At 66.3% G+C, this 23,082-nt stretch carries 22 protein-coding genes; 5 read left to right on the top strand and 17 right to left on the bottom strand.

Features of this window, described 5'->3' with window-relative positions; genetic code table 11:
* Window positions 1-40: 40 nt before the first annotated feature.
* The 16 genes from E5P3_RS23460 to E5P3_RS23385 form a co-directional block, all read right to left on the bottom strand.
* The gene (locus tag E5P3_RS23460) at window positions 41-718 is read right to left on the bottom strand and encodes a phosphoribosylanthranilate isomerase (RefSeq protein ID WP_162588150.1); all 678 of its coding nucleotides are present in this window, start codon (window positions 716-718) and stop codon (window positions 41-43) included.
* Window positions 715-1,527, bottom strand: a complete 813-nt coding sequence (gene truA, locus E5P3_RS23455; RefSeq protein WP_162588149.1) for a tRNA pseudouridine(38-40) synthase TruA — start codon at window positions 1,525-1,527, stop codon at window positions 715-717. The genes E5P3_RS23460 and truA overlap by 4 nt, the downstream gene beginning before the upstream one ends.
* A 25-nt stretch (window positions 1,528-1,552) precedes the next feature.
* The gene (locus E5P3_RS23450) at window positions 1,553-4,114 is read right to left on the bottom strand and encodes a FimV/HubP family polar landmark protein (protein ID WP_332107390.1); all 2,562 of its coding nucleotides are present in this window, start codon (window positions 4,112-4,114) and stop codon (window positions 1,553-1,555) included.
* A gap of 282 nt (window positions 4,115-4,396) precedes the next feature.
* Entirely contained in the window at window positions 4,397-5,539 is a 1,143-nt protein-coding gene (gene asd, locus E5P3_RS23445) for an aspartate-semialdehyde dehydrogenase (RefSeq protein WP_162588147.1), read from the bottom strand.
* 90 nt (window positions 5,540-5,629) lie between these two features.
* Entirely contained in the window at window positions 5,630-6,718 is a 1,089-nt protein-coding gene (gene leuB / locus E5P3_RS23440) for a 3-isopropylmalate dehydrogenase (protein ID WP_162588146.1), read from the bottom strand.
* A 28-nt stretch (window positions 6,719-6,746) separates the two neighbouring features.
* A complete protein-coding gene (gene leuD / locus E5P3_RS23435) occupies window positions 6,747-7,397 on the bottom strand; it encodes a 3-isopropylmalate dehydratase small subunit (RefSeq protein WP_162588145.1) in 651 nt (216 codons plus the stop codon).
* Window positions 7,398-7,409: 12 nt separating this feature from the next.
* Complete coding sequence (leuC, locus tag E5P3_RS23430) at window positions 7,410-8,831, bottom strand: 3-isopropylmalate dehydratase large subunit (protein ID WP_162588144.1); 1,422 nt, start codon at window positions 8,829-8,831, stop codon at window positions 7,410-7,412.
* Window positions 8,832-8,877: 46 nt separating this feature from the next.
* Window positions 8,878-9,822 carry a LysR substrate-binding domain-containing protein gene (locus E5P3_RS23425; protein WP_162588143.1) on the bottom strand — a complete coding sequence of 315 codons (945 nt, stop codon included), beginning with the start codon at window positions 9,820-9,822 and terminating at the stop codon, window positions 8,878-8,880.
* Between the two features lie 128 nt (window positions 9,823-9,950).
* A complete protein-coding gene (locus E5P3_RS23420; protein WP_162588142.1) occupies window positions 9,951-10,091 on the bottom strand; it encodes an entericidin A/B family lipoprotein in 141 nt (46 codons plus the stop codon).
* 120 nt (window positions 10,092-10,211) lie between these two features.
* Complete coding sequence (gene gltA / locus E5P3_RS23415; RefSeq protein WP_162588141.1) at window positions 10,212-11,522, bottom strand: citrate synthase; 1,311 nt, start codon at window positions 11,520-11,522, stop codon at window positions 10,212-10,214.
* Between the two features lie 23 nt (window positions 11,523-11,545).
* The gene (locus tag E5P3_RS23410; protein ID WP_162582167.1) at window positions 11,546-11,848 is read right to left on the bottom strand and encodes an FAD assembly factor SdhE; all 303 of its coding nucleotides are present in this window, start codon (window positions 11,846-11,848) and stop codon (window positions 11,546-11,548) included.
* 17 nt (window positions 11,849-11,865) lie between these two features.
* Entirely contained in the window at window positions 11,866-12,567 is a 702-nt protein-coding gene (locus E5P3_RS23405; RefSeq protein ID WP_162588140.1) for a succinate dehydrogenase iron-sulfur subunit, read from the bottom strand.
* A 23-nt stretch (window positions 12,568-12,590) separates the two neighbouring features.
* Window positions 12,591-14,402: a succinate dehydrogenase flavoprotein subunit gene (gene sdhA, locus E5P3_RS23400; protein WP_162588139.1), complete on the bottom strand. Its 1,812-nt coding sequence runs from the start codon at window positions 14,400-14,402 to the stop codon at window positions 12,591-12,593.
* A 5-nt stretch (window positions 14,403-14,407) separates the two neighbouring features.
* Window positions 14,408-14,773: a succinate dehydrogenase, hydrophobic membrane anchor protein gene (gene sdhD / locus E5P3_RS23395; RefSeq protein ID WP_162588138.1), complete on the bottom strand. Its 366-nt coding sequence runs from the start codon at window positions 14,771-14,773 to the stop codon at window positions 14,408-14,410.
* 51 nt (window positions 14,774-14,824) lie between these two features.
* The gene (gene sdhC / locus E5P3_RS23390) at window positions 14,825-15,271 is read right to left on the bottom strand and encodes a succinate dehydrogenase, cytochrome b556 subunit (protein ID WP_162588137.1); all 447 of its coding nucleotides are present in this window, start codon (window positions 15,269-15,271) and stop codon (window positions 14,825-14,827) included.
* A 169-nt stretch (window positions 15,272-15,440) separates the two neighbouring features.
* A complete protein-coding gene (locus E5P3_RS23385; protein WP_162588136.1) occupies window positions 15,441-16,202 on the bottom strand; it encodes a GntR family transcriptional regulator in 762 nt (253 codons plus the stop codon).
* Between the two features lie 191 nt (window positions 16,203-16,393).
* On the opposite strand from E5P3_RS23385, the gene E5P3_RS23380 reads away from it, so the two are divergent.
* The 5 genes from E5P3_RS23380 (at window position 16,394) to acnB (ending at window position 22,496) form a co-directional block, all read left to right on the top strand.
* Entirely contained in the window at window positions 16,394-17,380 is a 987-nt protein-coding gene (locus E5P3_RS23380) for a malate dehydrogenase (RefSeq protein WP_162588135.1), read from the top strand.
* A gap of 27 nt (window positions 17,381-17,407) precedes the next feature.
* The gene (tam, locus tag E5P3_RS23375; RefSeq protein WP_162588134.1) at window positions 17,408-18,184 is read left to right on the top strand and encodes a trans-aconitate 2-methyltransferase; all 777 of its coding nucleotides are present in this window, start codon (window positions 17,408-17,410) and stop codon (window positions 18,182-18,184) included.
* Between the two features lie 55 nt (window positions 18,185-18,239).
* Window positions 18,240-19,238, top strand: a complete 999-nt coding sequence (locus E5P3_RS23370) for an HpcH/HpaI aldolase/citrate lyase family protein (protein WP_162588133.1) — start codon at window positions 18,240-18,242, stop codon at window positions 19,236-19,238.
* A 31-nt stretch (window positions 19,239-19,269) separates the two neighbouring features.
* Window positions 19,270-19,830 carry a hypothetical protein gene (locus E5P3_RS23365; RefSeq protein ID WP_162588132.1) on the top strand — a complete coding sequence of 187 codons (561 nt, stop codon included), beginning with the start codon at window positions 19,270-19,272 and terminating at the stop codon, window positions 19,828-19,830.
* An 80-nt stretch (window positions 19,831-19,910) separates the two neighbouring features.
* The gene (acnB, locus tag E5P3_RS23360; RefSeq protein WP_162588131.1) at window positions 19,911-22,496 is read left to right on the top strand and encodes a bifunctional aconitate hydratase 2/2-methylisocitrate dehydratase; all 2,586 of its coding nucleotides are present in this window, start codon (window positions 19,911-19,913) and stop codon (window positions 22,494-22,496) included.
* Between the two features lie 72 nt (window positions 22,497-22,568).
* Here the strand turns inward: acnB and E5P3_RS23355 are convergent, their stop codons facing one another.
* On the bottom strand, window positions 22,569-23,069 hold the full coding sequence (locus tag E5P3_RS23355; protein ID WP_174263092.1) for a pyridoxamine 5'-phosphate oxidase family protein: 501 nt from the start codon (window positions 23,067-23,069) through the stop codon (window positions 22,569-22,571).
* Between the last annotated feature and the right edge of the window lie 13 nt (window positions 23,070-23,082).

Below are 23,082 nucleotides of genomic sequence, written 5' to 3'. Positions count from 1 at the left end.
TCGGTGGGCGCGCCGCCGGACGATCGAGTCGGGCGACGCGCTAGGTCAATGCATCGGCCGCCCGTACGGCGGCCACGAATTCGCGGATCTTCGCGGCGTCCTTGATGCCTTTGGCGGCCTCGACGCCGGAGCTCACGTCAACGGCCAGCGACTTCGCGGCCGTGCGCAGCCGGCGAATGCCATCGCCCACGTTTGCAGGTGCGAGCCCACCACTCAAGACGAGGTGAGCGTCGACGGCGGGTGGAAGAAGTGACCAATCGAATGCCTTGCCGCCACCGCCATAGGCTTCGACATGGGCGTCGAGCAGGATGGCCAGGGCGTGGGAGTAATCGGAGACGTATTTTACGAGGTCGAAGCCGACGCCGGCAGCGCCGAGCGGAATGCGGGCTGCGCGCATGAAGTGGTGGGCACCGCGGCCGCTCGCATCCCAGCATTGCTCGGGAGACTCATCTCCGTGGAACTGGGCCATGGCGCCGGGCACGCCTTGCAGGGCTGCCAGCGCCGCAGGCGCCGGCTCGTTGACGAACAGCAGGACTGGCGTGACGAAAGGCGGCAGTCGCGAGGCGAGCTGGCGCGCGCGGTCCGCGGTTACCGCGCGCGGGCTGGCTGGATAGAGCACGAAACCCACGGCGTCGGCACCCGCTTCGACCGCTGCATCGACATCCTGCTCGCGCGTAAGTCCGCAGATCTTGATGCGCGTACGGCCGGCAGTGCTCATGGCGGGCCATCATACGCAGCGCCGCCCGTCTGCAGAGTCGCCTCGGGCGGAAGACCCCATCCGGCGTCGTAGAGCGGTCCGAGGAAGTAGAGGCCGTTGGGCGAGAAGGTCGGCGCGGCGACCAGGCGGCTGCGCGCCTGCAGCACTTCGCGCATCCATTCCGGCTGGGCCTTGCCATGGCCGATGCGGACCAGGCAGCCCATGATGTTGCGGATCATGTGATGCAGGAAGGCATCGGCCTCGAATTCGAAGTGCCAACGGCAGCGGTCGTTCATGCCCCGCCGCGTGATCTCGATGCGCCGCAGCTCCTTGACGGGCGACAGCGCCTGGCAGGCCGAGGCCCGGAATGAGCTGAAGTCGTGCCGGCCCAGCAGCATGGCCGCAGCGGCGCGCATCGCATCGCCGTCGAGCGGGTGGATGGACCAGCCGACCCGGCCTGCGTCCAGGCTCGGGCGCACCGGCGACTGGGACAGCACGTAGAGGTAGCGCCGCGTCAGGGCGCTGGCGCGGCAATGGAACTGGCCGGGCACGGGCTGCGCCCATTGCACGGCGATGTCGTCCGGCAGGAAGCGATTGGTGCCGCGGACCCAGGAGACGGGCTGGCGCTCGATCGAGGTGTCGAAGTGCACCACCTGCATCAGCGCGTGCACGCCGGCGTCGGTGCGCCCGGCGCACAAGGTGGAGATGGGCTGGTCGGCGAAGCGGCCCAGCGCGGCCTCCAGCTTGTCCTGGACGGTGCGGCCCGAAAGCTGGCTCTGCCAGCCCTCGTAGGCTTGGCCCTGGTAGCGGACGCCGAGGGCCAGCCTCACCGGGGGATCGGCGCCAGCACGCCGCTCAGCGCAGTTGGCCGAGCAGTTGCTTGGCTTCGGCCTTTACATCGCCCGAGCCCTCGGCGGCCACTTCCTCGACCAGCGAGCGGGCACCTTCGACATCGCCGAGCGCCTTTAATTCGCGCGCCAGCGACAACTTGATGGCATGGGGGCTTTCGCCGCTTTCCTCGGCCAGGGGTTCCAGGCGGCCGCGCTCGGTGTCGGCGGGGGCGCGCAGCCCGGCCATGGAGCTCATGTCGAACTCGATGAAGCCGGAGTCGCCCGGCAGGCCGGCACGCAGGGTCGCCGGCTGGGTCATGTCTTCTTCCGAGGTCAGCGGGGCGCGGACCGTGGTCGCTTCGAGGACCCCCGGGGCGGTGTCGAAGTCGTTGTGCAGGTCGAGCTTGGCGGTCGGGGCGGTGGGCCCTGAATGGCTTCCATTCTTCAACGCGGTACGCGGCGTCTGGGCGGGCACCTGGATCTGCGTCTGCGGCAAGCTGGCGCTGACGGGAGCGGGCGCCGGGGGTTTGGTCAGGTCCAGATCGAAATCCAGCGGGGCGACCGAAGGCACGAAGGCCGGGGGCGGCGCGGCGACCACTGGAGCCGGTGCCGGCGCGGCAATTGGCGCTGCTGGTGTTGCCGTGGCGGCAGCCAGGGTGCCGGCGAAGGCGGCGGCTTCCGCGGACGTGACATTCCGGCCACCCGATTCGTACAGCGGATTGCCGGGGTCCAACTCCTTGCCCATTTCCGCCACGCGGTTCCAATCGCTGCCGGTGCCGCCGGTCAGCTTGTGCACGTCCGAGGCGAGGGCCTCGTAGGCGCGCAGGTCGCGCCGCTTGGCGTGGATCTCGAGCAGCTTGAGGTGGATGGCGGTGCGCTCGGGAGTCACGCGCAGGGCTTCGCGCAGGATTTCCTCGGCCTGCAGGTCGCGGCCATAGGCCAGGTAGACGTCGGCCTCGGCCACCGGATCGACATCGCCGGCGTCGAGCTGGCTGGGCGAATAGGACAGCGAGGAAACGACCGAATTGCCCCGGTTCTTGGTGTCCACCGACTCGCCGCCGCTGGCGCCGAAGAAGGAGTCCTTGGGGATGCGGCTTTCGAGGAACACGCTCTCGCCGGCTTCACGACGCTTGCGGCCCAGGACGCGGTACAGCAGGAAGCCGACCAGCAGCGCGATCAGCGCGGCGCCACCGAGGATCAGCGGATTCGCGAGCAGTTCGTCGAAGAAGCCGGGAGCGGGAGCAGGAGCGGGCGCCGGGGCCTTGGCGGCGGCCGCCGCCAGCGCTGGCGCAGGGGCGGGTGCCGTGGCGGTGGCGGAAGCGGCTGCATCGGGCGCGGGCGCCGGCGCGGCGGTGGGTGCAGTCGGCGCATTCGCGGCTGGTGCAAGCGTTGCCGGCAGGGCGGGCGCTGCCGGACTCGAGGGGGCCGCCGCAGCGCCGGGTGCCGGCGTGGCGCCCGGTGCCGCCGTCGCGGGTGCAGCGGGCGAGGGAACGGCGGCAGCAGGGGCCGTTGACTGCGGCGTTCCTGCGGCGGCCGGCGGGCTGCCGCTCGCGGCTTGCAGCTTGTTCAGTTCTTCGATGTTCTTCGACAGTTCGGCGACGCGCGTGCTGCTTTCCTGGGCTTGGCGGCTCCGGGCCAGCTGCTCCTCGGTTTGCCGGCCCGCGCCGCCCTGGCTGACGCGCAGCTTGTCGGCGGCTGCATTCGCGGCGTTGCGGTCCTCGACGTTGGCCTGCAACTGGCCTTTGGCCTGCCGGTCTGCCTCGGCGACCTGCGAGGCTGGGGCGTTCTCGGCCAAGCGGCGGCGGTACTCGCCAAAATCCCGGCTCTGCGCCGTCACCGTGCGCCTGGCCTCGTCGCCGGGAACGGCGGCCGCCTGCGCGGCGCTCGGCACGTCGAGTACGGCGCCAGCCTTCATGCGGTTGACGTTGCCGCCGATGAAGGCAGTGGGGTTGGCCCGCAGCAGGGCCACCAGCATCTGGTCCAGCGATACATCGGCCGACTTGTAGGCGCCCGCGATCTTGCTCGCGGTATCGCCGGGCCGGACCGTCACCTGCTGGTCGCCCGAACCTGTGCGCACGCTGCGCTCGCTCTCGGCGGGCGCAGCCGGAGCAGTCTCAGCTGCAGCGGGCGCGCGGCGCGAGGGCGCCTGCGTGACTGCCGGGGCGCTGCGCGGCGCGGGCGTCGCGCTGATTTGCGGGGCGGTGGGTGCGATCGGCGCGGCTGCGGTGGCGGTGCGGCTCCTTGGCGGATCCAGCAGAACCGTGTAATCGCGCACGACGCGGCCGGAATTCCAGTTGGCCTCGACCAGCAGGTCGATGAAGGGCTCGCTCAGCATGCGGTTGCTGGTGAGACGCACCACGTAGCGCCCGTCGGCCCGGCGCTGCAGGCTGGTCCTTACATCGGCCAGCACCGCGCTGTAGGGGACGCCGGCGGCATTGAAGGCCTCGGCGGGAGCAATGTTGACCTTGAGCCCGTCCGCTTCGCCCCGGGCGATCTCGGTGACCTCGATCTCGGCCCGAAGGGGCTCGCCCAGGGCCGACTGCACATTGAGCCGCCCGAGCGCCAGCGCGGCGGCGTCGACACTCACCAGCCCCAGTCCGAAAGCCACCGCCGTACAGAGCAGGGAGAGTTGGCCGCGGGCGGGAAGGCGCGAGGTCGGGCAAATGGCCGAGAGTCGGGCCGCAGGCAACGGATGTCGTGTCATGCTGGTAGAGGGCAATTGGGCCCAAAAGTGTAAGAGGACGTTAACATCATCGCCCCGCACTGACAAGGCGACAGGCCTTATCTACCCAGTGCGTGCCAACTTCGGCGCCATTTTTGCGTTGCTGCATCGCAACGTCGGGCACCCCGGAGAGCGCCCGACGCCGCATCAGGCCTCGAGCAGGATGCGCAGCATGCGCCGCAGCGGTTCCGCCGCTCCCCACAGCAACTGGTCGCCGATGGTGAAGGCACCCAGGTATTCTGGGCCCATCGCAAGCTTGCGCAAGCGGCCGACGGGGATGTTCATCGTGCCGGTCACCGCGACTGGAGTCAGGTCCCGCATCGTGGATTCGCGGGTATTCGGCACCACCTTGGCCCAGGCGTTGTCGTTGGCGATCAGCGCCTCGATGTCCGCCAGGGGCACATCCTTCTTGAGTTTGAAGGTCAGCGCTTGACTGTGGCAACGCATCGCGCCGACGCGCACACAGAAGCCGTCGACCGGCGTGGCGGCAGTTCCGAAAGCTGCACCCTGGCCGAGGATCTTGTTGGTCTCTGCGCCGGCCTTCCATTCTTCCTTGCTGGTGCCGTCGCCCAGGTCCTTGTCGATCCATGGGATCAGGCTGCCACCGAGCGGCACCCCGAAGTTGGCGGTCTCGCTGGTGCTCAGGGATTGTTGGCGGGCCAGCACCTTGCGGTCGATCTCGAGGATGGCAGACTTCGGATCGTCCAGTAGCGCGCGCACCTCGCCGTGCAGGCTACCGAACTGTGCGAGGAGCTCGCGCATGTGCTGGGCACCACCGCCCGAGGCCGCCTGGTAAGTCATGCTGGTCATCCATTCGACCAGGCCGGCCTTGTAGAGGGCACCGACGCCCATCAGCATGCAGCTGACGGTGCAGTTGCCGCCGATCCAGTTCTTGCCGCCCTTGGCGAGCGCCTTCTGGATCACCGGCAGGTTGACCGGGTCGAGCACGATGATGGCGTCATCGTTCATGCGCAAGGTGGAGGCGGCGTCGATCCAGTGGCCGTTCCAGCCCGCGGCGCGCAGCTTGGGGAAGACTGCGCTGGTGTAATCGCCGCCCTGGGCGGTGATGACGATGTCGCACTTCTTGAGCGCCTCGATGTCGTGCGCGTCCTTCAGGGTGCTCTCGTTCTTCGCCATCGCCGGGGCCTTGCCGCCGGCGTTGGAGGTGGAGAAGAACAGCGGCTCGATCAGTTGGAAGTCGCCTTCAGCCTGCATGCGGTCCATCAGGACCGAGCCGACCATGCCGCGCCAGCCGACGAGACCGACCAGAGGTTGAGTTGCGTTCGCCATTTTTCAGTTTGCCCTTGTGAAAAAAGAAAGTCGTCTTTTTTGGCACCCGGCTCGTCAGAGCCGGGAAGGGCATGACGAAACGGGCTGCGGTTAGCCGGTAATCGTCTTTTTGGTGATGGCTGCCACCACGGCGTCGCCCATCTCGCGCGTGCCGACTCGGGTCGTGCCCTCCGACCAGATGTCCGCCGTCCGCAGGCCCTGCGCCAGCACGTGCTTGACCGCCGACTCGATCCGGTCGGCAGCCTCGGCTTGGTTCAGGGAGAAGCGGAGCATCATGGCAGCGGACAGGATTGTAGCCAAAGGATTGGCAACCCCTTTGCCCGCAATGTCGGGGGCGCTGCCGTGGCTAGGCTCGTAGAGGCCCTGGTTGCTCGAATTGAGCGAGGCCGAGGGCAGCATTCCGATCGAGCCGGTCAGCATGGCCGCCTCGTCGGAGAGGATGTCGCCGAACATATTGCCCGTGACCACCACATCGAACTTCTTGGGCGCCTTGACCAGCTGCATCGCGGCGTTGTCCACGTACATGTGGTCGAGCTCGACGTCGGGATATTCCTTGCCCACTTCGCTCACCACGTCCTTCCAGAGCTGGAAGGTCTCGAGCACGTTGGCCTTGTCCACGCTGGTCACCCGCTTGCTGCGCTTGCGCGCGGCCTGGAAGGCGACATGGGCGATGCGCTCGATCTCCGGGCGGGAGTAGCGCATCGTGTCGAAGGCCTCCTCGGAGCCAGGGAAATGGCCATCTGGTGCCGTGCGGCGGCCGCGTGGCTGGCCGAAGTAGATGTCGCCGGTGAGCTCGCGGATGATCAGGATGTCCAGGCCCGCGATCAGTTCGGGCTTGAGGCTGGAGGCGTCGACCAACTGCTCGTAGCAGATCGCCGGGCGGAAGTTGGCGAACAGGCCCAGGTTCTTGCGCAGGCCGAGGATCGCCTGCTCGGGCCGTAGCGAGCGCTCCAGCTTGTCGTACTTCCAGTCGCCCACGGCGCCGAACAGCACCGCGTCAGCCTCCTTGGCCAGCTTGAGCGTGGATTCTGGCAACGGATGCCCGTGGGCTTCGTAGCCCGCGCCGCCGACCAGGGCGGTTTCCATCTCGAAGGACAGGTCCAGCGTGTCGAGCACGCGGATGGCCTCGGCCACGATTTCGGTGCCGATGCCGTCACCGGGAAGAACTGCGATTTTCATGAAGTCGTTCTGAAGAAATGGAAAGGGTTCAGCCGATCAGCTGGTGTGCCAGCCAGGGCTTCCGGGCCAGGCGCTCGGCCTCGAAGGCCTGGATCTTGTCCTTGTGTCGCAGGGTCAGGCCGATGTCGTCCAGTCCGTTGATCAGGCAGTACTTGCGGAAGGCCTGCACATCGAAGGCGATCTCGCTGCCGTCGGGCTTGACCACGACCTGGCGCTCGAGGTCGATGGTCAGGCTGTAGCCCGGGAAGGCGAAGGTCTCGTCGAAGAGCTGGGCCACCTGCGACTCGGACAGCACGATGGGCAGCAGCCCGTTCTTGAAGCTGTTGTTGAAGAAGATGTCCGCATAGCTCGGCGCGATGATGGCGCGGAAGCCGTACTGGTCGAGTGCCCAGGGCGCGTGCTCGCGCGAGGAGCCGCAGCCGAAGTTCTGGCGTGCCAGCAGAATGGAGGCACCCGCATAGCGTGGCTGGTTGAGCACGAAGTCGGGGTTGGGCTTGCGCGATGCCGGATCCTGGCCCGGCTCGCCCGGATCGAGGTAGCGCCAGGCGTCGAACAGGTTGGGGCCGAAGCCGGTCTTCCTGATCGACTTCAGGAACTGCTTGGGAATGATGGCGTCGGTGTCGACGTTCTCGCGATCCATCGGTGCCACGAGGCCTTTGTGGACGGTGAATTTCTGCATGGTCTTGGCTCCTCAGGCGAATTGGCGAACGTCGACGAAATGGCCGTGCACCGCGGCTGCCGCGGCCATGGCCGGGCTCACGAGATGGGTTCGGCCGCCGGCGCCCTGCCGGCCTTCGAAGTTGCGATTGCTGGTCGAGGCGCAGCGCTCGCCGGGCTCCAGCCGGTCGGCGTTCATCGCCAGGCACATCGAGCAACCGGGCTCGCGCCATTCGAAGCCTGCGGCCTTGAAGATCTGGTCCAGGCCTTCACGCTCGGCCTGTTCCTTCACAAGGCCGGAGCCAGGCACCACCATCGCGAGCTTGACGTTCTTCGCGACCTTCTGGCCCAGCTTCTTGACCATGGCAGCGGCCTCGCGCATGTCCTCGATGCGGCTGTTGGTGCACGAGCCGATGAAGACCTTGTCGATGAAGATGTCGTTCATGGCCTTGTTCGGCTCGAGGCCCATATAGCTCAGGGCGCGCTCGATGGCGCCGCGCTTGCTCGCATCCTTTTCCTTGTCGGGGTCCGGCACGCGGCCATCCACGGGCACCACCATCTCGGGCGACGTGCCCCAGGTGACCTGGGGCCTGATCTGCGTCGCGTCGAGCTCGACCACGGTATCGAAATGCGCGCCCGGGTCAGACTGCAACGTCTTCCAGTACTCGACCGCCTGGGTCCATTCGATGCCGGTCGGCGCCAGGGGCCGGCCCTGGATGTAGGCGATGGTCTTCTCGTCCACCGCCACCAGCCCGGCGCGCGCGCCGGCCTCGATCGCCATGTTGCAGACTGTCATGCGGCCTTCCATGCTGAGATCGCGGATCGCCGAGCCGGCGAACTCGATGGTGTAGCCGGTGCCCCCTGCCGTGCCGATGCGGCCGATGATGGCCAGCACGATGTCCTTGGCGGTGCAGCCGGGCGCGAGCTTGCCCTCGACCTTGACGAGCATGTTCTTGGCCTTCTTCGCCAGCAGCGTCTGCGTGGCCATCACGTGCTCGACCTCGCTGGTGCCGATGCCGTGCGCCAGCGCGCCGAAGGCCCCATGCGTGGAAGTGTGCGAATCGCCGCACACGACGGTCATGCCCGGCAGCGTGGCGCCCGACTCGGGCCCGATCACGTGGACGATGCCCTGGCGCTTGCTAAGGAAGGGGAAGAAGGCGGCTGCGCCGAACTCCTTGATGTTGGTGTCCAGAGTTGTGATCTGTTCTTTGCTGATCGGATCCTCGATGCCGTCGTAGCCGCGCTCCCAGTGCGTGGTGGGCGTGTTGTGGTCGGCGGTCGCGACCACCGAGCTGATGCGCCACAGCTTGCGGCCTGCCTCGCGCAGCCCCTCGAAGGCCTGAGGGCTGGTCACTTCGTGGACCAGGTGGCGATCGATGTACAGGATCGAGGTGCCGTCTTCCTCGGTGTGGACGACGTGTTCGTCCCAGAGCTTGTCGTAGAGCGTGCGTGCCATGGTGATGGTCTCTTTCGTGGGGAGGGAATTGTCTGCCTATCCGGCCTCAGGCCGCCAGCGGATCAGCCGCCGCGTCGGGCGCCTGCAGGTGCTTGACCAGGGTGCGCGCCGCGACCGGCAGTGTGGAAAAGTCGCGTGCCACCAGCCGGATCTCGCGTGCGGCCCAGGCGTCTTTGAGCGCAATGCTGCTCAGCCCACGACCGATGCCGCCCTGCATCAGCTCGAAGGCGCGTTGCGGCATCACGCCGACGCCCAGGCCGTTCTCGATCATGCGGCACATGGCGTCAAGCCCGGTGACATGGATGCGCAGCTTGATGGTGCGGCCGGCCGCCAGCGCCGCCTGGTGCATCGCTACGTAGATGGAGCTGTTGGTGTGCAGGCCGACGTGATCGAAGGCCAGCGAATCGGCGAAGTCGATCGCACCGCGGCCGGCGAGCGGATGCCCGGGGGGCGCGATCAGCATCAGGGTGTCATGTCGATAGAGCAGGCTCTGCAACTCGTTTGCGCCCTCGGGCATGTGGCAGATGCCGAGGTCGGCCGCGCCTTCGTGCACCGCGCGCACCACTTCGCTGCTGAGATGCTCCTCGAGGTCGATCTTGATGGCGTCGTGCTCGCGCGTGAAGGCGCCCAGGTCCTCGGGCAGGAACTGCACGATGGCCGAAATGTTGGCGTGCACGCGCACATGGCCGCGCACACCGTCGGCGTATTCGCTCAGTTCGCCCTGCATCTTCTCCAGGCTGTAGAGCACCGAGCGTGCATGGTGCAGCAGGCTCTCGCCCGCCGGCGTCAGGTCGACGCCACGCGCGTGGCGGTAAAGCAGGGGCGTGCCAAGGGTGGCTTCCAAGTCCGACAGCCGCTTGCTGATCGCCGAAGCGGCGATGAATTCGCGTTCCGCCGCCCGGCCGATGCTGCCGAGCTCGCAAACGGCCACGAACAACTGCAGCGACGTGAGGTCGATGCGGCGAGCGAAGCTGCGTTCGGATGAAATCATGGAGAGGCACTGGCATCTCGTAAGGAGATGGAGGCCTCTATTTTCCGCTGGTTTTTAGTGTGGGGTCATCGCGATGCGCGATGACACGGGTACCCGCATGCGATGTGCAATCGCGGGCACCGTCGGGCTTATTGCCGCTTCTTCCCCGCGTCTTCCATCTTTTCCCCAGCCTTCTGCACATCCTGGCCAGCGCCCTTCCAGGTATTGCAGCCGGCCAGCGGCACAGCCAGGGTGAACGCAACGGCAAACAGTGCGGCAAGCTTCTTCATGGCATAACTCCTTCGTTAAAAAGTGCTACGCAGCGTGCGCCCCCCGCTCGATGCCGTGTGTCAGCCAAAACGCAGAAAAGCTGCCCGAGGGCAGCTTTCCCGCGTGAGCGCCGCGAACGATCAGCGCTTGCTGATGGGCTGTACGTCGCGCTTGGGCGAGCCTTCGAAGAGCTGCCGCGGGCGGCCGATCTTGTACTCGGGGTCGCCGATCATCTCGTTGAGCTGGGCGATCCAGCCTACCGTGCGGGCCAGCGCGAAGATGGCGGTGAACAGCGGCACCGGGATGCCGATTGCGCGCTGCACGATGCCCGAGTAGAAGTCCACGTTCGGGTAGAGCTTGCGCGAGACGAAGTATTCGTCCTCGAGGGCGATCTTCTCTAGCGCCATGGCCAGCTTGAACAGCGGGTCGTTCTCCAGGCCCAGTTCGCCGAGCACCTCGCGGCAGGTTTCCTGCATCAACTTGGCGCGCGGATCGTAGTTCTTGTACACGCGGTGCCCGAAGCCCATCAGCTTCACGTTCGAGCTCTTGTCCTTGACCTGCTTGATGAACTCGCCGATCTTGTCGACGCCGCCGGCCTTCTGGATGTCGTAGAGCATGTTGAGCGCCGCCTCGTTGGCGCCGCCGTGGGCCGGGCCCCAGAGGCAGGCCACGCCGGCCGCGATCGCGGCGAACGGGTTGGTGCCCGACGATCCGCACAGGCGCACGGTGGAGGTCGAGGCGTTCTGCTCGTGGTCGGCGTGCAGGATGAAGATGCGGTCGAGCGCGCGCTCGAGCACCGGACTGACCTTGTACTCCTCGCATGGCGTCGCAAACATCATGTGCAAGAAGTTGCCCGCGTAGCTGAGGTCGTTCTTGGGATACATGTACGGCTGGCCGATGGTGTACTTGTAGGCCATGGCCACCAACGTCGGCATCTTCGCGATCAGGCGAATCGCGGCGATCTCGCGGTGCTTCGGATTGTTGATGTCCGTGCTGTCGTGATAGAAGGCCGAGAGCGCGCCGACCAAGCCCGTCATGATGGCCATCGGATGCGCGTCGCGGCGGAAGCCGCGCAGGAAGAACTGCATCTGCTCGTTGACCATGGTGTGGTTGGTCACCAGCTTGGTGAAGGCGGCCTTCTCGCCTTCGTTCGGCAGCTCGCCGTACAGCAGCAGATGGCAGGTCTCGAGGAAGTCGCAATTGGTCGCGAGCTGCTCGATCGGATAGCCGCGGTAGAGCAGCTCACCCTTGTCGCCGTCGATGTACGTGATGGCCGATTCGCACGAGGCTGTCGACATGAAGCCCGGGTCGTACGTGAACATGCCGGTCTGGGCATAGAGCTTGCGAATGTCGATCACTTCGGGCCCCATCGTGCCCTTGTAGATCGGCAGCTCGACGCTCTGTCCGCCGTTGCTGAACGACAGGGTGGCTTTGGTGTCGGATGCTTTCATTGCGAGTGTCTTTCAAAAAATGATCAAGATGAGAGGGGGTGCGCGCCCTCGGTACGCATCAGCTGCAACAGTTCGATCACTTCGGCGCCGGCCCATCCGGGCTCGGGCTCCTTTCTTCGAAGCAAGAGGTCGAGCAGATCGTTGTCCGACAGGTCCATCAATGTCTCCATGGCCTGCGCCTGCCCGCAGGTCAGACCTTGCTCATGCAACTCGAAGAAGCGGGCGATGAACAGGTCGTTTTCGAGCAAGCCGCGCCGGCAACGCCACTTGAGCTTGCTCAGCGCGCGTTCGCTGATCGGCTGGTCGAGGTCGGCGGCGGATTGCATGGGGTTCGCACAAATGGCTAGATGGCGCGGCGCACCATCAGTTCCTTGATCTTGCCGATGGCCTTGGTGGGATTCAGGCTCTTCGGGCACACGTCCACGCAGTTCATGATCGTGTGGCAGCGGAACAGGCGGTACGGGTCTTCGAGGTTGTCCAGGCGCTCGGCGGTCGCTTCGTCGCGGCTGTCGGCGATGAAGCGGTAGGCCTGCAGCAGGCCGGCTGGCCCGACGAACTTGTCCGGGTTCCACCAGAAGCTCGGGCAGCTGGTCGAGCAGCTCGCGCACAGGATGCACTCGTACAGGCCGTTGAGCTCGTCGCGCTCCTCGGGCGACTGCAGACGCTCCTTCTCGGGCGGCACCGTGTCGTTCTGGAGGTAGGGCTTGATCGAGTTGTACTGCTTGAAGAACTGCGTCATGTCCACGATCAGGTCGCGGATCACCGGCAGGCCTGGCAGCGGCTTCAACACCACCGTGCCCTTGAGCGTGTTCATGTTGGTCAGGCAGGCCAGGCCGTTCTTGCCGTTGATGTTCATCGCGTCCGAGCCGCAGACGCCCTCGCGGCAGGAGCGGCGGAAGGACAGCGACGGATCCTGCGCCTTGATCTTCATGAGGGCATCGAGCAGCATGCGCTCGTGGCCGTCGAGCTCGACCTCCACTGTCTGCATGTAGGGCTTGGCGTCCTTGTCCGGGTCGTAGCGGTAGATCTGGAATGTGCGCTTCATCGTGAAAACCTTGTGATGTGTTCTTAGAACGTGCGGACCTTGGGCGGCACGGAGTCGACCGTCAGCGGCTGCAGCTTGACGGGCTTGTACGACAGGCGGTTGTCCTCGCTGTACCAGAGCGTGTGCTTCATCCAGTTCGCGTCGTCGCGGCCCAGCGGCGCCACGGGATCGTCCGCCGGGCGCTCGTAGTCCTCCACCGTGTGGGCGCCGCGGCATTCCTTGCGCGCGGCGGCCGAGACCATCGTGGCCTGCGCCACCTCGATCAGGTTGTCGACTTCCAATGCCTCGATGCGTGCCGTGTTGAAGATGCGCGACTTGTCCTTGAGCGTGACGTCGGCGACGCGCGAGCGCACGGCGGCGATCTTCTGGACGCCTTCGTCCATGGAGGCTTGGGTGCGGAACACGGCGGCATGCTTCTGCATCACCGAGCGGATCTCGCCCGCCACGTCCTGCGCGTACTCGCCCGAGGTCGAGGCCTCGAGCTGGTTCAGGCGCTCCAGCGTGCGGTCGGCGGCGTCGGCAGGCAGGGGCTTGTGCTCGCGGTGCTTGTCGTTGAACTCGACGATGTGGTTGCCGGCCGCGCGGCCGAACACCAGCAGGTCGAGCAGCGAGTTGGTACCCAGGCGGTTGGCGCCGTGCACGCTCACGCAGGAGCATTCACCCACTGCATACAGGCCGTTGATCACGGCGCTGTTGTCCTCGCCCTTCTGCACCACGACCTGACCGTGGATGTTGGTGGGTATGCCGCCCATCTGATAGTGGATGGTTGGCACTACCGGGATCGGCTCCTTGGTGATGTCGACGTTGGCGAAGTTGACGCCGATCTCGTACACCGAAGGCAGGCGCTTGTGGATGGTCTCCGCCCCCAGGTGGTCCATCTTGAGCAGCACGTAGTCCTTGTTCGGACCGCATCCGCGGCCTTCCTTGATCTCCTGGTCCATCGAGCGCGAGACGAAGTCGCGCGGCGCCAGGTCCTTCAGGGTCGGCGCGTAGCGCTCCATGAAGCGCTCGCCGTTGCTGTTGATGAGGATCGCCCCTTCGCCGCGGCAGCCCTCGGTCAGCAGCACGCCGGCGCCAGCCACGCCCGTCGGGTGGAACTGCCAGAACTCCATGTCCTGCAGCGGGATGCCTGAGCGCGCAGCCATGCCGAGGCCGTCGCCGGTGTTGATGAAGGCGTTGGTCGAGGCGCCGAAGATGCGGCCCGCGCCGCCGGTCGCCAGCAGCACGGTCTTGGCCTGCAGGATGTGCAGGTCGCCGGTTTCCATCTCGAGCGCGGTCACGCCCACCACGTCGCCCTCGGCGTCGCGGATCAGGTCGAGCGCCATCCATTCGACGAAGAACTGGGTCCGGGCTTCCACGTTCTTCTGGTAGAGCGTGTGCAGCATCGCGTGGCCGGTGCGGTCGGCCGCGGCGCAGGCACGCTGCACCGGCTTCTCGCCGTAGTTGGCCGTGTGGCCGCCGAAGGGACGCTGGTAGATGGTGCCGTCCGGGTTGCGGTCGAAGGGCATGCCGAAGTGCTCGAGCTCGTAGACCACCTTCGGGGCCTCGCGGCACATGAATTCGATCGCGTCCTGGTCGCCGAGCCAGTCGGAGCCCTTGATCGTGTCGTAGAAGTGGTAGTGCCAGTTGTCTTCGCTCATGTTGCCGAGCGATGCGCCCACGCCGCCCTGGGCGGCCACGGTGTGCGAGCGAGTCGGGAAGACCTTCGAGAGCACGGCCACGTTGAGGCCCGCGCGCGCCAGCTGCAGCGAGGCCCGCATGCCGGATCCGCCGGCGCCGACGATGACGACGTCGAACTTGCGCTTGGTGATTTGTTCTTTGGTATAGGAGGACATGGCGCTTAGATTCTCCAGAGCACTTGAATGGCCCAACCCGCGCACGCCACAAGCCAGACGATCGTGAAAACCTGCAAGACGAGACGGATGCCGACCGGCTGGACGTAGTCCATCCAGATGTCGCGCATGCCGACCCACACGTGATAGAGCACCGAGGCGATCACCACGAAGGTGAGCACCTTCATCCATTGCGAGGCGAAGATGCCGGCCCACGCGTCGTAGCCGATCGGCCCGCGCGTGAAGAGCACCTGCGCCAGCAGGATGATGGTGAACAGCGCCATCAGGGCGCCGGTGATGCGCTGGCTGAGCCAGTCGCGCAGACCGTAGTGCGCGCCGACGACGATGCGCTTGGAGCCGTAGTTCACAGACATGAGTCAGTTTCCCAATCAGGTGGGGTCAGAGCTGAAGATCTGACCCGCAAATCAATAAAGACCGAACAGCTTCGCACCGAGCACGACGGTCAGCACGATGCTGATGGCCAGCGTCGCGATGGCCGAGCTCTGGCCGAATTCCTTGCTCACCGCGGCGTGGCTCACGTCCATCCAGAGATGGCGAAGGCCGGCGATGAAGTGGTGCAGGTAGGCCCAGATCAAGGCGAGCGCCACCAGCTTGAGGAACCAGCCCGGAACGAAACCAAGGCCGCTGTTGAAGGCGGCCTTGAAGCGGGCATAGGAGTACTCGGAAGACACGGACGTGTCGAACATCCAGATCACGAAGGGCAGCAGCAGGAACATCAGCGCGCCGCTCACGCGGTGCAGGATCGACACGAGGCCCGCCGGTGGCAGCCGGTAGGTGGTGAGGTCGGTGAAGGCGTTGATGTTGCGGAACTCGCGCCGCTGGGATCGGGGAGGTGTGGCCAGCTCTGTCATGTGGGCTTTCAGAATTTTTAGAGGGGGCGGCTTGTTCTTTGGCGGAAATGCAAACAACGCAAAATTCTATTGCAATGCACCATCGGGCGACTGATGCCGAACTGTCACCGCAGCGCGGCGCTCGGATGTTGATGTGTCGCGGCCGTCATGGACTGCAGCGCGAATGCGCTCAGCCGAGTTCATTGCGGTAGTGGTGCGTGTCGGTGCGATAGAGGTCGCGGCGCAGCTCCATCGGCGTGTCGTGGTACGTATGGGCAACGCGTTCCACGCTCAGGAGCGGCGTGGCGGTGCTGACGCGAAGCAGCGCGGCCTGCGCCTCGTCAGGCAGCACGGCGCGGATCTTCTCCTCGGCGCGCACCATGCGCACGCCGAACTCGGTCTCGAACATCGCGTACATCGGGCCGTGCCAGGCCATCAGCCGCTCGGCCGTGAGGCCCTTGAAGGGCGCGCCGGGCAGCCAGAGGTCTTCCAGGATGGTGGGCGTGCCGCGATAGGCGAGCACGCGCCGTACCTGCAGCACCGCGTCGCCGGTGCGCAGCGCGAGCAGGCGGGCGACGTCGGCGCTCGCGCGCAGCCGCCTGCAGTCGACGATCTCGCGCTCGGCAGGGCCCTCGCTGTCGACGTCGCCGCTGTCGGGCACCAGCTTCAGGAAGCGGTACTGCACATGCTGTTCGGCGTGGGTAGCGACGAAGGTGCCCTTGCCCTGGCGGCGCACCACCAGGTTCTCGGCCGCGAGTTCGTCGATGGCCTTGCGCACCGTGCCCTGGCTCACGCGGAAGCGCGCGGCCAGTTCGATCTCGCTCGGGATCGGCTCGCCCGGCTTCCATTCGCCGGCGTGCAGGCTCTGCAGGATCAATGACTTGATCTGCTGGTAGAGCGGGCTGAACGAGGGCGTCGCCGACTCGGCAAGCGCGATAGTGGAGGTGGTCATTGGCAGGCGGGGTGCGCCACGGCAGCGTGTTTCGCCCGACATCTTATATAAGACACAAGACTGGCGCCATCCAAAGCGCAAATCGGCATAAAATCCAAGCCGGCCTATGCGACCGGGCGCATCGCCCGGCCCCGACCTCCGCGCCCGCAACCGCGACCGCGCACCGTTTTCACCTTTCCTGGAGTTTTCCCATGAGCAAAAAGCCTGTTCGCGTTGCCGTCACCGGCGCCGCCGGCCAAATCGGTTACGCCCTGCTGTTCCGCATCGCCTCCGGCGAGATGCTCGGCAAGGACCAGCCGGTCATCCTGCAACTGCTCGAGATCCCGGACGAGAAAGCGCAGAAGGCGCTCAAGGGCGTGATCATGGAGCTCGAGGACTGCGCCTTCCCGCTGCTGGCGGGCGTGGTCCCCACCGGCGATCCGCTGGTCGCCTTCAAGGACGCCGACTACGCGCTGCTCGTCGGCGCCCGCCCGCGCGGCCCCGGCATGGAGCGCGCCGACCTGCTGGCCGCCAACGCGCAGATCTTCACCGCCCAGGGCAAGGCCCTGGACCAGGTCGCCAGCCGCAACGTCAAGGTGCTGGTGGTCGGCAACCCGGCCAACACCAACGCCTACATCGCGATGAAGAGTGCGCCCAGCCTGCCGCGCAAGAACTTCACCGCCATGCTGCGCCTGGACCACAACCGCGCCGCCAGCCAGATTGCCGCCAAGACCGGCACGGCCGTGGGCGACATCGAGAAGCTCACCGTCTGGGGCAACCACTCTCCCACGATGTACGCCGACTACCGTTTCGCCACCGTCGGCGGCAAGAGCGTCAAGGACCTCATCAACGACCAGGTCTGGAATGCCGACGTGTTCCTGCCCACCGTGGGCAAGCGCGGCGCCGCCATCATCGAGGCACGCGGCCTTTCGTCGGCCGCCTCGGCCGCGAATGCCGCCATCGACCACATGCGCGACTGGGCCCTGGGCTCCAACGGCAAGTGGGTCACGATGGGCATCCCTTCCGATGGCCAGTACGGCATTCCGAAGGACGTGATCTTCGGCTTCCCGGTCACCACCGAGAACGGCGAATACAAGCTGGTCGAAGGCCTGGAAATCGACAAGTTCAGCCAGGAACGCATCGACAAGACCCTGAAGGAACTGCAGGACGAGCAGGCCGGCGTCGCCCACCTGCTCTGAGTTCCACCTCGTCGGTCAGTCACCAGCATGCTCGACTGGAACCCCGCGCTCTACCGTCGTTACGAGGACGAGCGCACGCGCCCCGCGCAGGAGTTGCTGGCGCGGGTTCCGCTGTCCTCGGCAACCCGCGTCGTCGACCTGGGTTGCGGGCCCGGCAATTCCACCGAGCTGCTGGTGCAGCGATTCCCCGGTGCCGAGGTCATCGGTACCGACAACTCCGAAGCGATGCTGAAGAGTGCGCGCGAGCGCCTGCCGGCGGCGCGCTTCGAGCTCAGCGACATCGCGAGCTGGCAGCCCGGGTCGCCGCCCGATCTCATCTATGCCAATGCCTCGCTGCAATGGGTGCCCGGTCACGAGACGCTGATCCCGCGCCTGTTCGCCGCCCTGGCGCCGGGCGGGGTGCTCGCCATCCAGATGCCCGACAACCGCGAGGAGCCCACACACCGGCTGATGCGCGAAGTCGCGGCCGAGGCGCCGTGGGCCGAGCCCATCGGCGATGCTGACCGGCTGCGGACCCTGCTGCTGGCGCTGGCCGGCTACTACGACCTGCTGGCGCCCGAGGCGGTGCAGGTCGACGTCTGGCGTACTGCCTACCAGCATCCCATGGTTTCGGCGGCCGCCATCGTCGAATGGGTGCGCGGTACAGGCCTCAAGCCCTTCGTCGACCGGCTGCCGGCCGATCTGCAGGCGAGCTATTTGGCCGCGTACGAGCGGCGTGTGGAAGCCGCCTATCCCGCGCGCGCCGATGGCAAGCGGCTACTGGCCTTTCCGCGCATGTTCATCGTTGCCCAACGAAAGTCATGAGCCGCCCGGCCGTTCGAAGGCTCATGGCACTGCAGCCGAAGGCGAAGGTAGTCCAATGACCGAATCCGTCCATCCGCAGGAAGTGCTGCTCGGCGCGCAGGCCGGCGCCGTGGTGCTGCCGGTGTGCGACCACTACAGCGGCGTAGAGGCGCGCATGCGCAAGAGCCTCTCGCTGCAGGCCGAGATGGCGCAGGAATTCGGCGCCTGCGTGTTCGATGTCACCCTCGATTGCGAGGACGGCGCCCCCGTGGGCGGCGAGGCCGAGCACGCTGCCCTGGTCACCGAGCTCGCCCTGGCCGCTGCCCCCGGCATGCGCGTGGGGGTGCGCGTGCACCCGGTCGACCACCCGGCCTTCGCCGGCGATGTGGTCACCATTGCGGGGCGCGCCGGCCACCGCCTGAGCCACCTGATGGTGCCCAAGGTCGAATCGGTCGACGATGTGCGCCAGGCCGTGCAGGCGCTCAACGCTGTCGGCGCAGAGGCCTTGCCGCTCCACGTGCTGATCGAGTCGCCTTTCGCCGTGCACCAGGCCTTCGAGATCGCGGCCCATCCCCGCGTGCAGTCACTCAGCTTCGGCCTGATGGATTTCGTCTCGGCCCATGGCGGCGCGATTCCTGCCGAGGGCATGGGCGCGGCGGGCCAGTTCACTCATCCGCTGGTGGTGCGCGCCAAGCTCGAGATCGCCGCTGCCGCGCATGCGCATGGCAAGGTGCCTTCGCACTGCGTGGTGACCGAGTTCAACGACGTCGACGCGATGCGCGCCGCCGCCAGGAGAGCGTCCAGCGAATTCGGCTACACGCGCATGTGGAGCATCCATCCGAACCAGATCCGCCCCATCCTCGAGGCCTTCGCGCCCGACGAGCGGCAGATTCAAATGGCTACAAAAATCATAGCGTCCGCAGCCGCTGCCAATTGGGCGCCGGTCAGTTTTGATGGCACATTGCACGACCGCGCGAGCTATCGCCACTTCTGGCAGGTACTTTCGCGTGCGCATGCCACCGGCCGTGCGCTGCCGCCGGAGGCGCAAGGATGGTTTGCGGCGGCGTCCTCCTGAAAACCACACCTCCTACAAGGAACAGACACCCATGAAGAAGATTGCCCTTATCGCCGCCGTGGCGCTTGCCCTGCCGCTGTCGGCACTGGCGCAGGATTCCGCGGCCAAGCCGCCGCTCAAGGAGCGGGCCGCGAAGTCCGCCAAGAAAGTGACGCAGAAGGTGGTGCCCAAGCGCGTCATCAAGAAGCTCGAGGAAGCCAAGCCCATCAGTGAAGAGTCCGACGTCGTCCTCTCATCCGAAGACCTGGAGGTCTCCAAGCGCGTGCTCACCGGCACCATCAAGTGCGAACTCGGTGCCAGCGTGGCGATCGAGAGCAGCCAGAAGAAGCCCGGCTTCTTCATCGTCACGCATGGCAGCACGAAGTACTTCATGCACCCGGTCAACAGCCGCACCGGCGCGATTCGTCTCGAGGACCCGAAGGCCGAAGCGATGTGGCTTCAGCTGGGCAACAAGTCGATGCTGATGAGCCAGAAGCAGGGCCTGCGGCTGGCCGACGAATGCCAGGCCAACGAGCAATCGGTGGTCGCGGAAGACATGAAGAAGAACCCGCCCAAGAGCCTGTTCGACGGCGCTGACGCGCCCAAGAAGTAAGCCACGGCAAACCAAGGCGCCGGCGGCCCGCCTTTTGCTTCGGCCGCCACACCGGTTCCCGATCTCGGAGAAGAGAAGAAATGTTGCAAGCCTACGTTGACCATGTCGCCGAGCGCGCCGCGCTCGGCATCCCGCCGCTGCCCCTGTCGGCCAAGCAGACCAGCGAAGTCATCGAACTGATGAAGACCGCGACCGCCAAGGACGGCGAGTTCCTGCTGAACCTGCTCACGCACCGCGTGCCGGCCGGCGTAGACGACGCGGCCAAGGTCAAGGCGAGCTACCTGGCGGCGGTGGCCCACGGCAGCGAGAAGAGCCTGCTGCTCTCTCGCACCCATGCGACCGAGCTGCTGGGCACCATGCTGGGCGGCTACAACATCAGCCCGCTGATCGATCTGCTCGACGATGCCGAGGTGGGCGGTGTCGCGGCCGAGGGGCTGAAGAAGACTCTGCTGATGTTCGACCAGTTCCACGACGTCAAGGAAAAGGCCGACAAGGGCAACGCCAACGCCAAGGCCGTGCTGCAGAGCTGGGCCGATGCCGAGTGGTTCACCAGCCGGCCGGAAGTGCCGCAGAGCCTCACCATTACCGTCTTCAAGGTGAGCGGCGAGACCAACACGGACGACCTCTCGCCCGCGCCCGATGCCACCACGCGCCCCGACATTCCGATGCACGCGCTCGCGATGCTGAAGAACGCCCGCCCCGGCATCACGCCGGAGGAAGACGGCAAGCGCGGCCCGGTCAAGTTCATCGAGTCGCTCAAGGAGAAGGGCCACCTGGTCGCCTACGTGGGCGACGTGGTCGGTACCGGCTCCTCGCGCAAGAGCGCCACCAATTCGGTGCTCTGGTTCACCGGCCAGGACATCCCGTTCATTCCCAACAAGCGCTTCGGCGGCGTTTGCCTGGGCACCAAGATCGCGCCGATCTTCTACAACACGATGGAAGATGCCGGCGCGCTGCCCATCGAGCTCGACGTGAGCCAGATGGAGATGGGCGACGTGGTCGAGCTGCGCCCCTACGAGGGCAAGGCGCTGAAGGACGGCAAGGTCATTGCCGAGTTCAAGGTCAAGAGCGAGGTGCTGTTCGACGAGGTGCGTGCCGGCGGCCGCATTCCGCTGATCATCGGCCGCGGCCTCACCGCGAAGGCGCGCGAGGCGCTGGGACTGCCGGCTTCGACGCTGTTCCGCCTGCCGGTCAGCCCCGTCGACACCAAGAAGGGTTTCTCGCTGGCCCAGAAGATGGTCGGCCGCGCTTGCGGCCTGCCGGAGGGGCTGGGGGTCCGCCCCGGCACCTACTGCGAGCCGAAGATGACCTCTGTCGGCAGCCAGGACACCACCGGCCCTATGACGCGCGACGAGCTCAAGGACCTGGCCTGCCTGGGCTTCAGCGCCGACCTGGTGATGCAGTCCTTCTGCCATACGGCGGCCTATCCGAAGAAGGTCGACGTGAAGATGCACCACGAGCTGCCCGATTTCATCTCCACGCGCGGCGGGGTCTCGCTGCGTCCGGGCGACGGCGTGATCCACAGCTGGCTCAACCGCCTGCTGACGCCCGACACGGTCGGCACCGGCGGCGACAGCCACACTCGCTTCCCGATCGGCATCAGCTTCCCGGCCGGTTCGGGCCTGGTGGCCTTCGCAGCCGCCACCGGCGTGATGCCGCTGGACATGCCGGAGTCGGTGCTGGTGCGCTTCAAGGGCAAGATGCAGCCCGGCGTGACCCTGCGCGACCTGGTCAACGCGATCCCGCTCTACGCCATCAAGCAGGGCCTGCTGACGGTCGAAAAGAAGGGCAAGAAGAACGTCTTCTCGGGCCGCATCCTCGAGATCGAGGGCCTGCCGGACCTGAAGGTGGAACAGGCCTTCGAATTGAGCGACGCTTCGGCCGAGCGCTCGGCGGCCGGCTGCACGGTGCACCTGAACAAGGAACCGATCATCGAGTACATCAACAGCAACATCACGCTGATGCGCTGGATGATCGCCGAGGGCTATGCCGACGCACGTACGCTGGCGCGCCGCATCGCGGCGCAGGAAGCCTGGTTGAAGGACCCGCAGCTGCTCAAGGGCGACGACGACGCCGAGTACGCCGCCGTGATCGAGATCGACCTGGCCGACATCCACGAGCCGATCGTGGCCTGTCCCAACGATCCGGACGACGTGAAGACGCTGTCGGACGTGGCAGGCGCCCAGATCGACGAGGTGTTCATCGGCTCCTGCATGACCAACATCGGGCACTTCCGCGCCGCCTCCAAGCTGCTGGAAGGCAAGCGCGACATCCCCGTCAAGCTGTGGATCGCGCCGCCGACCAAGATGGACGCGCAGCAACTGACGGAGGAAGGCCACTACGGCGTGTTCGGCAACGCGGGCGCGCGCACCGAGATGCCGGGCTGCTCGCTGTGCATGGGCAACCAGGCGCAGGTGCGCGAGGGCGCGACTGTGATGTCGACCAGCACGCGCAACTTCCCCAATCGTTTGGGCAAGAACACCAACGTGTACCTGGGCAGCGCCGAGCTGGCCGCCATCTGCTCGCGCCTGGGTCGCATCCCGACCAGGGAGGAATACATGGCCAGCACCGGCGTGCTGGACGCGGCGAGCGACCAGATCTACCAGTACCTCAACTTCGACAAGATCGAGGACTACACGGAGGTCGCGGCCAAGGTCCCCGCCTGACCCGCAGCCATTCCAGCCCAGCCCGCCTCTCCCAGGCGGGCTTTCTTTTGCGCGTCCCCGCGCTTCCTGTCGTCAGCCGCCCCGGAGTTTCTCGTGCTCCGCCATTTGCCTTGGCGGATTTCCGGTGACGGCCGAAGCTGCCATCTTCATCAGCTGGACCATCTTGCTGTCCTTCACGTCCCAGTATTCGGCCTCGACGATGCTGACCGCCAGCAGGCCCAGGTTGGGATCCGTGGGTCCTTGGGGGAACCAGGCCTTGGACATGGTGTTGAAAAGCGCTTCCTTCCTGGCCTGGTCCTCGACGAGGGCGGCCTGTCCGGCCACGGAGACATAGCTGTCCTTGTCCGTGTTGGCGTATGACACGTTGACCATCGGGTCGCTCGCGACGTGGCGCGCGATCTCCCCGTCCCGGGGAATGAAGAAGTAGAGCGTCCCCCCTTCCTCCAGGTTCTTGCTTTGGGTGGTGAGAGGGTGGCTGTGCAGCTGGCCATCGCCATGGCGGTGGGTCAGCATGCCGTAGCGCGTGTCCTTGATCAGGTCCCAGAGCTTGGCGTGCTGGTCGGTGGTGGGCATGGGCATCTCCGAT

The sequence above is a fragment of the Variovorax sp. RA8 genome (genome assembly GCF_901827175.1).
Classification (GTDB): domain Bacteria; phylum Pseudomonadota; class Gammaproteobacteria; order Burkholderiales; family Burkholderiaceae_C; genus Variovorax.
Note: the sequence above shows the minus strand (reverse complement) of the source record. Positions and strands in the feature narration are given on the sequence as shown.